A 12,039-nucleotide genomic window follows, 5' to 3' on the forward strand; every position below is an offset into this window, starting at 1 on the left:
AACGGTCAGCTGAACGGGCGGCCTATGGGTGATGCGGCAACACTCCGACCCCCGGCCGGTTTACAGCATGACGCATAAAGGTGGTGGCTTCAGACACGGCCTGATCGCCACCACCTCTCCTGCCTGGTTATGCCGCCTTGTCGAGCGAGGCCATGTCGATGACGAAGCGATATTTGACGTCACTTCTCGCCATCCGGTCGTAACCGGTCTCGATATCGGCGATGTCGATGAGCTCTACATCCGCGGTCAGACCATGCTCCTTGCAGAAGTCGAGCATCTCCTGCGTCTCGGCGATCCCGCCGATCAGAGAGCCGGCGATCGCGCGGCGCTTGAAGATCAGCGCGCCGACCGACGGCGAGGGATGCGGATGTTCCGGCACACCGACCAGCGTCATGGTTCCGTCCCGCTTCAGCAGGGCGGTAAAGCTGTCGAGATCGTGGCTCGCGGCGACGGTGTTGAGGATGAAGTCGAAGCTGTTGGCGTGCGCCGCCATGGCTTCCTCGTCCCTCGACACGATCAGATCGGTAGCGCCCAGGCGGATCGCGTCGTCTCGCTTGTTGGGCGACGTGGAGAAGACATACACCTCCGCCCCCAGCGCCGCGGCGATCTTGACGCCCATATGGCCAAGCCCGCCCAGGCCGACGATGCCGACCTTCTGCCCGGGGCCGACCTTCCAATGCTTTAGGGGCGAGTACGTGGTGATTCCGGCACAGAGCAGCGGGGCGACCGCGGCCAGATCCTTCTCGTCGTGGCCGACCCGCAGCACGAAGCCCTCGTCGACGACGATATGGTCCGAATAGCCGCCGAAGGTATGACCGCCAAGAACGGGATCGGGGCCGTTGTACGTGCCGACGAACCCGGTCGTCTCGCAATATTGCTCTTCGCCGTCGGTGCACGAGGGGCAATGGCCGCAGCTGTCGACCATGCAGCCGACGCCGACGACATCGCCGACTGCGAACTTCGTCACCGCATCGCCGATCGCAGTGACGCGGCCGACGATCTCGTGGCCGGGAACGCAGGGATACAGGGTTCCTGCCCACTCGCCGCGGGCGGTGTGCAGGTCGGAATGGCAGACGCCGCAGAACAGGATGTCGATCGCGACATCGCTGGCCTGAGGGTCACGCCGCTCGAATGCAAACGGGACGAGCGGCGTGTCGGCCGACTGAGCGGCGTAGCCACTGGCTGGGGTAGTCATGGAGAACCTCATGTGAAATCGGCTACATGGACGATGTGCCGTGACCTGAACGGCTAAAGTCGCACGAGGTATCCAGCGCAACATTGGCAATGTTCCGGAACTGTCAATCGGGCCTTTAGCTGGCCTCAAATACCGATCCTCCAACGATTAATCGACGGCTAGAGGGTCTTGCTTCGGCGCAAGGCTAAGCTCTTGCGGATACAGGCGGGCTTTTAGCTGTCTCTCGCCTCGTCAAACGCCGACCGGTTGCTTTCGATTTCCACGATGTGCGCGCCAGCCCAGTATCCTAGTTCGCGGATCGGATCGGCTAGCGACCGGCCAAGAGCGGTGAGGGCGTACTCCACCTGAGGCGGCACGGTTGGGTGAACAGTTCGGTCCACCATGCCATCGCGTTCAAGCGCACGCAGCGTTCGGGCGAGCATTTGTTGGCTAATGCCGCCGATGGTGCGCTTTATGTCGTTGAAACGCCGTGGCCGCTCCGCGAGCGTCATCACGATCATGACAGTCCATTTGTCGCCGATTAGACTGAGAATACCGCTGAACCGCTTGCATTCGACGTGGACTGGCTCGGGGGTGGTCAGCTCCATGTGACTAGGTCCTGCAAAAATGCCTTCTTGGCGGGGCGCTGACGGTCACATAGCTGGGCCAGGTCACTTTTCCAGACCGGAGCTGACCTATGAACATCCTGCACATCGATGCCAGTGCAAGCGACAGCGCTGCCTCGCATACACGTCGCCTCTCCAGCGAACTCGTTGAGCGGCTCAAAACCGACAATCCCGGTGCGACGATCGTGTACCGCGATCTCGTCGCCAACCCGCTTCCTCACGTGGACATGACAATCCGGCATGCCTGGACGGCCGAGAACACCGGCGACATCAAGCTTGCCGAGACCATGAGCCGTTCCAAGGTTCTGGTTGACGAGCTCAAGGCGGCGGACGTCGTGGTGGTCGGCTCACCCATGTACAACTTTACGGTGCCCTCGACATTAAAGGCGTGGATCGACCATGTAGCGATTGCCGGGCAAACCTTCAGCTACACGGCCGAGGGGCCACGCGGATTGCTGAGCGGCAAGGTGTACCTCGTCCTCTCATCGGGCGGAATCTACTCGGAGGGGGCATTTGCTGCGTACGATCATCTATCGACCTACCTTGAGGCCATCTTTAACTTCCTCGGCATCCTGGACATCGAGGTGATCCGGGCGGAAGGCATCGCTTACGGACCGGAGCAGGATAAGGCCGCGATGGCGAGCGCCGCTCAGAAAATCAAGGCGATCGCCGCCTGAGCAGGTCCACAGCAAAGCCAGCCACGGAGACCTGGCCGTGGCTGGCCATCTGACTAAATACTTCGGCACTGACCTGAACAGACAGCTTGTTCTGGAGCACAGCGAGCCCCGTCTGAGTGACCGGGATTGGGTCTAAGAATCGCTCGAGAGTAGGAGGGGCTGGGGACCCCTCCTACAAGGTCGTCAGAAGTTGATGGCTGCGCGTGCGTAGAGGAAGCGGCCATTGAATCCGAACGGCGAGAAGTTGCTATATGGAAGGAACTGGTAGGTCGCCGGATAGCTGCCGCCGACCCCTGCCGGGCGCAAGCCAAACGGACGCCGGTCGGGATAGATGTCGAACACGTTGTCCGCACCCACCGTCAACTGCACCCCGCGCAATTCGTAGCTGAGCGACAGGTCGGTGATCCATTTGGGCCGCAGAACCTGATCGTCCGGTCCGAGAGCGGTGAGGCTGCTCGCGTTGGCGCCGAGCGGGGCGGTCGTCTCCGGTGAAATCACCGATCCATACCGCGTGGTGCGAGCCGCGATGCCGATGCCGGCGATCTTCCCGTCGGTCGCCAGCACGACTTTGCTGCGAGGCTGCCCCCGTTCGAACCGGATACCCTCTACACGGCCAAACAGGACGAGGCCCGGGATCTGCGCCAGCGGACCCAGATTGTTGAGCCGCTCGTCGATCTGGTTGCGGGTGTAGTTGTACGCGGCCGACAGGTTCCACGTACCCAGTCCGCCCAGGTTGGCGCGATAGGTAGCGACCGCATCGACACCTTGCGTCGTGGTATCGAGACCGTTGATGAAGAACCGCGCCGCGCCGACGTTGCTGAAGCCGTTGGCGGCGAGAATCGTCTGCACCGCACTGTTCTGTGCCGCCGTGCCGACGCCGGCCGCGCCGAGGTTCTCGGACAGCACGATGCGGTCCTTGATCTTGATGTAGAAGTAATCGACCGTGACGTTGAAGCTGCGGAACGGGTTGAGGGTAATACCACCCGACAGGTTCAGCGACCGCTCGGGATCGAGCGGCTGCGAACCGAGGGCGCGTGCGACGGGACTGCTGACGGGCACCGTCGACACATCGACCGGCACGCCGGCGAGGAAGTTAGTCGAGGTGGTGGTGAAGAACTGCTGGTGCAGCGACGGCGCGCGGAAGCCGTTCGATACCGACCCGCGTATCGCGAACCCTTCGGTGAATTCGTACCGCAGCGCCAGCTTGCCGTTCAGCGTGTCCCCGAAGTCGCTGTAGTGCTCGTACCGGCCTGCTGCCGTGGCGGTCAGGCCGGTGAACAGGTCGGCGTCGAACTCGATATAGCCGGCGAAGCTGTCGCGGTCGACGTTCGTCCGTGCCGATGCCGGCAGGCCGCCGAACCCTTGCGCACCGGCGGCGGCCGCGCGGCCCGGGAAAGAGCAGATGCCGGTCGCGGTCGTGTAGAAGCCGCCCAGAACGGTGCAATTGGCAGCCGTCGTCGGCCGGGATGGGGTGAATAGCGGGCCGGTCTGGTAGGACTGGGGATCGCCGGGGCGGATCTGATAGATTTCATGTCGGTATTCGCCACCGAACGCGAACGACAGCGGCCCGGCAAGGCCGACGTCGAACTGACGGGCGAGGTCGGCATTGGCGAGGATCTGAGAAAAGGTGAGTCCGCCTGCGTCGAAGGAACGTTGGCTCTGCGGGCCGAACGACACGTTGACGCTGTCTTCCGTCCGGTAGTTCAGCTCGTTGCGGCCGAAGCCAAGGGAGAAGTCGCCCTTGAACCCGGCAATGTCGGCGCGCAGGCCGCCGGTAGCCGACACGTCGTCGATGTTCGACTGGATCTTGGGCAGATAGCCGTTGGCGGTCAGCCCGACGAAATTGGCCGAGGTTGGTGTGGCGCCCGGCGCGATAGCCGAGAAGTCGCGATTGGTCGCGGCCGATTGCTGCCGGAAGTTCGCGGCCGACAGGCCGTCGCGATGGCCATACGTGAAGAAGCCGTAGAACTCGGCCGATCCGAGCGGCACGGCCGTGTTGACGAGGAAGTTGAAATCCTCCGTCTTGGCGTCGCCGTAGCGGAAGTTCAGCCGATCGAAGGTCGACTCGCGCGGGTCGAAGCTGGTCGAACTCGGCCTGATATAGTTGGGGCGCAGGTCGAAGCCCTGACGGTTGGTGAAGTTGCGGTCGCGGTATTCGCCCGTGAAGTTGAAATAGCCGCCGTCGCCGACGGGCAGGCCGACATTGACGCCAAAGGTGGTGAAGATGCCGTCCCGGGCCCTGCGCTCACCATCGCCGTTCGCCTGCAAGTAGCGCGGATCGGCGGAATCCAGCACCGGCTGCCCGCCGGTGGTGACAAGACCGCCGAAGTTGGACACGCCATCCAGCGTCGTGACGTACTTGCCATAGCTGACCTGCGCACGGCCGCCCGACGAGGCAGTCTTCAGCTGGACGTTGATGACGCCGGCGATCGCATCCGATCCGTACTGCGACGACGCGCCGTCGCGCAAAACCTCGATCCGCTGGATCGCGAGTGCCGGGATCATGTTCATGTCGACCGCCGCAGCGCCTCGACCGACGGTGCCGTTGATGTTGAGGAGCGCCGAGACATGGCGGCGCTTGCCATTGACGAGTACCAGCGTCTGATCGGGATTGAGGCCGCGTAGCGTAGCCGGACGAGTAACGTCGGAGCCGTCAGCGATGGACGGCTGCGGGAAGTTGAACGACGGGACCAGCTGATTGAGCGTCTTGTTGATCTCGCCGCTGCCGGAGGCTTGCAGCGCACTGTCGGTAATGACGTCGATCGGTACGGGGCTGTCCGACACGGTGCGATTGGCAACGCGGCTACCGATGACGACGATCTGATTGCCTGCTTCGTCTTCGGACGCGGTTGCCGTGTCGACGGCCGTTTCCTGGCTGGGCGCAGACTGTACCGTCTGTGCCTCAACCGGCGCGACCTGCGCCATTGTCGATACCGTTAGCGCCACACCGGCGAGCAGACTGCTCCGAGTCATAGATGTCCCCTGATCCGAGTGGCTCCCCTGCCACTCTCGCGTTGATCTTATGGGGATGATCAAACCCGGCAAGGATTGTGTTGCTGGTACATCGACTTAGCGGTTCGATGTGACCTCAGGGACACAGTGCGACCGGGTCGCAGCGCTCTTGATCAGCTGTAAATGTCGCGGGTGTCTGACGCATCTTCATGGACACGTGTTTGAACGCGGAAGGTACAGATCCAGGCAGATTATCGCCTAAATAGCCATAGTCTGCACCGAGCCGGAATCCACGCGGAGTGCCGCGCCATTGATGAAGCTTGCCCGCTCGGAACAGAGAAAGGCGACCGCTGCGGCAACCTCATCGGCGCGGCCGCGGCGCTTAAGGGTCATGCCCGGACGTTCTTCTTCCAGAAAGCTGTCGATGGCCTCGTCGACGCTGACGTCCAAATCGTTTGCGCGCTTCTCCATCATCTTGTCAGTCATTGGCGTTGCGATGAAAGCGGGCATGACGACATTCACCAGCACGTTGTCGCACCCGTATGCCTTGGACAGCCCCTTGGTCAGGTTCTGGATCGCGGCTTTGGACGCGCAGTAGGCAAGCTCGTCGACATAAGGCTGAACCGCATCTTCGGAGGAAAACAGGACGATGCGACCCCATTGGCGTGACCGCATCGCCGGAATCGCGGCGCGGCACATCCGGACTGCGCCCAGCAGATTGATGTCGAGCGTCTCCAACCAGCCCTTGTCGTCCACATCCAGGAAGTCGCCGGTGGCGCCAGTGACACCTGCGCCATTTACCAGAATGTCGGGCGCGCCGAGCTGCTGGGTCACATCGGCGAACAGAGCGCTGATGCTGCCCGGCTGTGTCACATCCGCTTCGATCGCGATCACCTCACCAGACGATTTCAGGTCATCCAAGCTTTCCGCCAGCGATCCGCCCGGCTGATCGGTGATGGCGACGCGGACACCAGCCTCCAGCAGCATGCGCGCGCTTTCCCGTCCCATGCCGCTGTCGCCGCCGCTAACCAGCGCCACGCGTCCCGTGATGCCCAGATCCATTTGCCATTCTCCGCTGACCGTGCCCGCATAAACGCCGCAGGGCTCGGGTGTTCCGCGTTGGGCCAAATTGGCGCATGCCGCGTTGCCCGGTCATGCGATCCGACTCCACGATTAAACCGATGCTCTTCTTCCTCCATGCTCTGGGAGCTAGTGGAAGATCCTGGGCAGACGTGAGTGACCGATTGGGGGACCGCTTCAGGTGTGTGGCACCGGATCTTCCCGGTTTCGGCGAGCATGATGCGGTCGATACAAGCATTGTCGCGACACTCGACAGGTTGACAACGGAGATCGCCCACAGATCGCCCGCCCCCTACATGTTGGTAGGCCACAGCATGGGCGGCAAGTTCGCAACGTTACTGGCCGCCCGCGCGGCTGCCGGGCAGCCGGGCCTCGCTGGCCTGTCCGGTATCATGCTCCTTGCCGCCTCGCCTCCAGCACCCGAACCGATGGACGAGGCCCGGCGCAAGGAAATGATCAGCTGGTTCAAGGATGGCACGCCCGGCGAGGCAGATGCACGCCGGTTCATCGAGAACAACATCGCCGCGCCATTGCCGCCTGAACTTATGGAACAGGCAGTGGCCGATGTGCGGCGATCTTCGCCGCATGCTTGGATCGATTGGTTGGAGCGAGGAGCGCACGAGGATTGGAGTGATCGCGTCGGCGTGTTGGATGTCCCTTGCATGATCGTAGCCGGCCAAGAGGACGGCGATCTGGGGGAGAGCAATCAGCGGCTCTTCAACCTGCCGCATTACTCCCGCGCGAGCGTTTCAGTCGTGACCGCCGCGGCACATCTGCTGCCCTATGAACAACCTGATGTTGTAGCTCACCGGATCGCGGAGGCTGTTCATTCCTTTTCACAACCGTTTAGCTGATGAAGCTGTTGTCAGGTAGGTGTAAGTCCAGGGCTCCTCGGACAAGCAGCGCGGCTAATTAGTATAGTGGGTTAACAATATTCGTATTAATGCTGTGCAGTCAGGTCGAGCATTGCAAGGCCGCCGCTTCCTTCTGTTGGCTAGCCATAACGCGGTCACACGACTGCCGCGTAAGATGAGCAGAGCGACCGAGTTCATGATTGCACGTACGCACAGTCAAATGACTGGGCCTGGGTCAAGCAAGAAGGCGTGACCTCTTTCTGGTGAATTGATGCGCCTTCTGCACCGTTCACTTACGCTAAGCCACCCCCGGCGGGTTCTCCTTCATCGACGTCCGCTTCGACCTCCGCATCAACTCCGTGCTCCAGCCTTGCTTCGTCGGCGGCCAAGGCACCAGCATCCTGATCCGTGATACCGAACCTGGCTGCGACATCAGGCGCAAAGCGTAGCAAATCCGGCCGCAGGCGCAGCAGGCTGAGGTCCTTGGATTTGCCTTCCATCATCACGTCGAACACCAATCCGTCGGCCATGCGCATGAAAGTCGCGAACTCGAACGGGTTGGTGAAGTCGGCATGTCCCGTCCAAATCGGCGGACGCAGAACAGTCTTCACGCGGGCAGTGGCCTTGACCGGCGCCTTCAGCAGTTCGTCCTTCTTGGTCTTTGCCGCGCCCGCCTTTGCCGCGGCCCGCGCCTTTGGCGTGATCTTCTGCTTGATCTCGCGCAACTCCGTGCGCGGCGAGGAAAAGTGGATCTTCGGTCGTACCCCGGTGGGCCAGGTCGCCAGGAAACGCTCCAGCGTCTCACGCATGTCCAGCCGCTCGGGATTGAGGCACCACATGTGCTGGTAATCGAAGATCAGCCGCACGCCGGTGCGTTCGTGGATCCACAGAACGTCAGCAGCCGAGAAGCGGATGTCGTCATTTTCTAGAACTAGGCGGCGCCGAACGTGCTCGGGACATTGCTCCCACCCTTCGATCCAGCGGGCGCGGCTCGCCACGTGATCGTCATACACGCCCCCGACATGGGTGATCATCACCGCTTCGTCATCCAGCTCCATCCGGTCGAGCATCTCGGCCTGGCTTGACAGATCCCAGATGCTCTTCTTCGTCAACTCCGGATTCGGCGAGTTCAGCAGAACGTATTGGGACGGATGGAACGACAGGCGGATGTCGTACTCCTTCGCCTTGACGCCGAAGGCGTGCAGTTCAGAGTCGCTGTCCGCGACCATCGAGTGGAACTGCGGCATGTCCGGATGGGTGGCGTAGGGCGCGATGTCCGACGAAAGCCGGTACATGTCCAGCTTCTTGGATTTGAGATAGTCGAGCACCTTGTCGAGCAACTCGAGCGAGCATTTTAGATGCGGGTCCTTCTGCCAACGCCGGGTGTCCTGGCTTTTGAGGTCGGGCCTGCCCATCACTTTGACGGGGAAGCCAAGACGGAGTGGTCGGTCGGTACTGGTCATGCTTCTACCTGTGCCTGAGGCAGGCCGAGACCCGCGATGAACTCGTTCCACCCCGCTGCCGAAAGCGCGCCACCCGTGGCTTGAGCATGGCCGTTGCCGTATCGGCCGTCCGCACCGGCGGGCCGGTGCGCTGAGAGGAAGGCGATGAGGTCGCGGCCGCTTGCGGACCGGGCGGCGAAATGCACCCAGCCCGGCCGGTACCCGCGATTGGCGGCGATCACGATCTTGTCCTTGAGACGGCCGCGCCACTGCTGCGCGATCAACGGGTGTATCTGGCACCCGGAGTCCAATTGGATCAGCGCCACGTCGCCTACCATTAGGGGCGGCGCGCGCTTGGCTTCGTCCATCGCGATGCGCACTTCCGCCTTCGCCGCGTGCAAGGCCTTCGCGTCGGCACTGTCACCTTTAGTGATCCGCTTGGGGCCATCCGCGTCGAGCAGCATGCGCAGAGCCGGCCCTGCGTCAGCGGCGGCAGTCCGGCGAGGCGCATTGATCAGCGAGGTTGCGTCCCGCAATGCCGTCTTACCCCAGCGGGCCTGTGCCTGCTCCAGTTCCGGAAAGCCGAGCCCGTCCGCCATGTCCCCGATGAGGCCTATCGCCGCGAGCCATAACAGGTCGGCCTGGTCGCCGAGTGCTCCTGCCGCCCACCAAGCCAGCAGCGACGTTGTCGGCTCGGGATCAAGACCGTTGCCGCTGACCGAGACGGCGCCTCGCGGTTCACCCGTCGGCACGTGATGATCGATGACGAGCGTCGGGCAGCCCGGCATGACGGGCTCGGCCCGGGTGCCCAGATCGGCAACAATGAGCCCCGCCGGTTCCATTGAAGCGATACGGCTGCGCGTGTCAGCCTCCCAGGGCGACCCGGTCTTTCCGACGACTACTGGTTCAACGCGCCACCCAGCCAGACGAAGTGCACGGACGAGGATTGCGGCGGCGCTGAGACCGTCGGCATCGAAATGGCTAAGTACGACGATCATACCGTTGCGATCGAAGGTGGCGAGCGCGTCAGCCATGGCGGTTCGCGCCGCCGCGCGCATGTCGCTTCGACCATGAAGTCTGCCGATCTTCACAGGTTGGCCTGCTCCTCTGTCGTCAGGTTGGCATCCGGGCGATAGTAGAGGACGGCGCATCCCTTGCGCAAACAACCACCCTCGATCGTGATGTCGTCGCGGTAGGCGTCGGCGATGAAGGACAAGGTGTCGACGTGCCTTGCCTCGAAGTACATCGGGTGTACGTCCTCCCGCCTGGCGCCGTAGACCACGCGACCGACTTTCGACCAGATCGAAGCCATTGTGCACATGCCGCACGGCTGCAATGTCGAGTAGAGCGTCGCGCCACGGAGTTCCTGCTCGCCGGTGCTCTCACAGGCTCGGCGGATTGCCATCATCTCCGCATGGGCGGTGGCATCGGGCAGCTCTTGCGTCTGGTTGCGCTCCGCGGCGATGACCTGGCCATCCCTGACGATGACGCAGCCGAGCGGCGACGTAGAAGGATCGGAGCCCTTCGAACGGGCGATCTCGATGGCCATCCGCATCCACTTTTCGTCATCGTCTGCGCGCATATGCATCCCTCGCGTTTCGCACCGTCCAACGCCGCTAACCGCGGAAAAGCGCCGGGCCGACGATCGGCTTTGCGCGGCAACCTACCGAGATTGCCCCGGATGCAATCTGCGTTACCGGCAGATTCGGACAGATTGAGTCCACGATCGTTCTGCCTGCTCGGCTACGAACAGGCAGGGCATGGATCAGAAGAGCGCACCACTCGCGGAGGCTCTGGCGGCAATCGAGAAGAGACCGGTGATCGGCTTCGGCGCGCCGGGGCACAATCAGGGGACGGCTATCCCCTCCGGTATGAAGGCGCTGCTCGGCAAACGGGTATTCCAGGCCGATGTGCTCACGCCCAAGGGGCTCGACGATCGTACGGAGGGCAAGCTGGCCTTGCAGCGAGCCCATGAGATCGCCGCGGAGGCGTGGAACGCGGACTTCTGCCGGTTCGTGACGGGCGGCTCTACCCAGAGCCTGCACACGGTCATGGCGGCCGTAGCCGCACCGGGCGACACGATCCTGATCGCCGCCAACGCACACAAGGCGGAGCGCACTTATGCACTGGCAGCTGGCCTGAACGCCGTCGTCGTGCCGGTCGCAGTGGATCCGGCATGGGATATCGAACACGGCGTCACGCCAAACACGCTGCGTTCCGTGCTGGCCGACCATCCCGCGGCAAGGGCGTTCATCCTCATTAGCCCTACCTATTACGGGGTCACCAGCGATGTCGCCGCGCTGGCGGACATCTGTCATGCGCACGGCATCCCCTTGATCGTCGATGCCGCATGGGGCGGAGCGTACGCCTTCTGCGAGGCGTTACCCGACGACCCCCTGACCAAGGGTGCCGATGTCGCTGTCTATAGCGCCCACAAGACAATGGGTGCGCTCGCACAAGCATCGGTGATCGTCGCGAAAGGCAATCTGATCGATCGCCAGCGGCTGTGGATGGCATACGAACTCTTCGAGACGACCAGCCCTTCCGTTCCGATCCTGGCGACCCTGGATGCCACCCGGCGCGACCATGCGCTCGGTGGCGAGCAGATGTGGAGCAAGGTCGTAGCGGAAGCAGCCTGGCTGCGTGGCCAGCTGTCCGGCATGACGCCGCTCCGCATCTTTGATCGCAATGATCTGCCGTCCGGTTGCGATCTGGATGCGACCAAGGTGTTGATCGACGTGTCAGGTCTGGGTGTCTCAGGGTTCGCCATCGACGACTGGCTCTATGCCCACCACCGGATCAGCGTCGGCCTGTCGGACGGCCGACATTTGTTGGTCGTCCTGTCGCTGGGCACGAGACGTTCCGACCTGCGGCGCCTCGTGCGCGCCCTTGGCGACCTGATCCGCCAACTCGCGGCGGACTCGTCCGTGCTGCCGCGAGCGCCTGTCATGCCGCGCATCGATACATTGTCGGTCGAGATGGTCATGGCGGGCCCGACCGCGCTCAACGGGCCGGCGACGATGGTTCGCTACGAAGACGCCGCAGGCCGCGTCGCCGCGGAGATGATCGCGCCCGCTCCGCCCGGAGTGCCGCGCCTCGTACCGGGTCAACGCATTACCCCGGCACACGTGGCATGGCTGATCGGCCAGCGCGACGCAGGTAGCTTCATCATGGATCCAGTTGATCCGTCGGCAGCTACGGTACGGGTTGTAAACGAAAATAGCCTCGGGTGAT

Annotated in this window: 10 protein-coding genes; 3 read left to right on the forward strand and 7 right to left on the reverse strand. The window is 62.9% G+C overall.

Annotated features, from left to right (window positions below):
- Positions 1 to 127: 127 nt before the first annotated feature.
- Positions 128 to 1,195, reverse strand: coding sequence for an NAD(P)-dependent alcohol dehydrogenase (locus ABC319_RS12440; protein ID WP_413070530.1), 1,068 nt, complete (start codon positions 1,193 to 1,195; stop codon positions 128 to 130).
- A 212-nt stretch (positions 1,196 to 1,407) separates the two neighbouring features.
- Positions 1,408 to 1,782, reverse strand: coding sequence for a winged helix-turn-helix transcriptional regulator (locus tag ABC319_RS12445; RefSeq protein WP_413070531.1), 375 nt, complete (start codon positions 1,780 to 1,782; stop codon positions 1,408 to 1,410).
- An 89-nt stretch (positions 1,783 to 1,871) separates the two neighbouring features.
- Here ABC319_RS12445 and ABC319_RS12450 point away from each other — a divergent pair, with 89 nt between their 5' ends.
- The gene (locus ABC319_RS12450) at positions 1,872 to 2,477 is read left to right on the forward strand and encodes an FMN-dependent NADH-azoreductase (protein ID WP_413070532.1); all 606 of its coding nucleotides are present in this window, start codon (positions 1,872 to 1,874) and stop codon (positions 2,475 to 2,477) included.
- 183 nt (positions 2,478 to 2,660) lie between these two features.
- Here the strand turns inward: ABC319_RS12450 and ABC319_RS12455 are convergent, their stop codons facing one another.
- Together ABC319_RS12455 and ABC319_RS12460 are read right to left on the reverse strand one after the other, a co-directional pair.
- Positions 2,661 to 5,450, reverse strand: coding sequence for a TonB-dependent receptor plug domain-containing protein (locus ABC319_RS12455; RefSeq protein WP_413070533.1), 2,790 nt, complete (start codon positions 5,448 to 5,450; stop codon positions 2,661 to 2,663).
- Positions 5,451 to 5,687: 237 nt separating this feature from the next.
- Positions 5,688 to 6,491, reverse strand: a complete 804-nt coding sequence (locus ABC319_RS12460) for an SDR family NAD(P)-dependent oxidoreductase (RefSeq protein ID WP_413070534.1) — start codon at positions 6,489 to 6,491, stop codon at positions 5,688 to 5,690.
- Between the two features lie 119 nt (positions 6,492 to 6,610).
- Here ABC319_RS12460 and ABC319_RS12465 point away from each other — a divergent pair, with 119 nt between their 5' ends.
- Positions 6,611 to 7,363: an alpha/beta fold hydrolase gene (locus ABC319_RS12465; RefSeq protein ID WP_413070535.1), complete on the forward strand. Its 753-nt coding sequence runs from the start codon at positions 6,611 to 6,613 to the stop codon at positions 7,361 to 7,363.
- A gap of 293 nt (positions 7,364 to 7,656) precedes the next feature.
- On the opposite strand, the gene uvsE is transcribed toward ABC319_RS12465, so the two are convergent.
- The 3 genes from uvsE to ABC319_RS12480 are packed head-to-tail and all read right to left on the reverse strand — an operon-like array spanning position 7,657 to position 10,387.
- A complete protein-coding gene (uvsE, locus tag ABC319_RS12470) occupies positions 7,657 to 8,826 on the reverse strand; it encodes a UV DNA damage repair endonuclease UvsE (RefSeq protein WP_413070536.1) in 1,170 nt (389 codons plus the stop codon).
- Entirely contained in the window at positions 8,823 to 9,839 is a 1,017-nt protein-coding gene (locus tag ABC319_RS12475; protein ID WP_413070537.1) for a single-stranded-DNA-specific exonuclease RecJ, read from the reverse strand. The genes uvsE and ABC319_RS12475 overlap by 4 nt, the downstream gene beginning before the upstream one ends.
- Positions 9,840 to 9,892: 53 nt before the next feature.
- Positions 9,893 to 10,387, reverse strand: a complete 495-nt coding sequence (locus ABC319_RS12480) for a nucleoside deaminase (RefSeq protein ID WP_413070538.1) — start codon at positions 10,385 to 10,387, stop codon at positions 9,893 to 9,895.
- 178 nt (positions 10,388 to 10,565) lie between these two features.
- Here ABC319_RS12480 and ABC319_RS12485 point away from each other — a divergent pair, with 178 nt between their 5' ends.
- The gene (locus tag ABC319_RS12485; RefSeq protein WP_413070539.1) at positions 10,566 to 12,038 is read left to right on the forward strand and encodes an aminotransferase class I/II-fold pyridoxal phosphate-dependent enzyme; all 1,473 of its coding nucleotides are present in this window, start codon (positions 10,566 to 10,568) and stop codon (positions 12,036 to 12,038) included.
- The last annotated feature ends 1 nt before the right edge of the window (position 12,039 follow it).

It is taken from the genome of Sphingomonas phoenicis (assembly GCF_047238005.1).
Lineage (GTDB): Bacteria > Pseudomonadota > Alphaproteobacteria > Sphingomonadales > Sphingomonadaceae > Sphingomonas.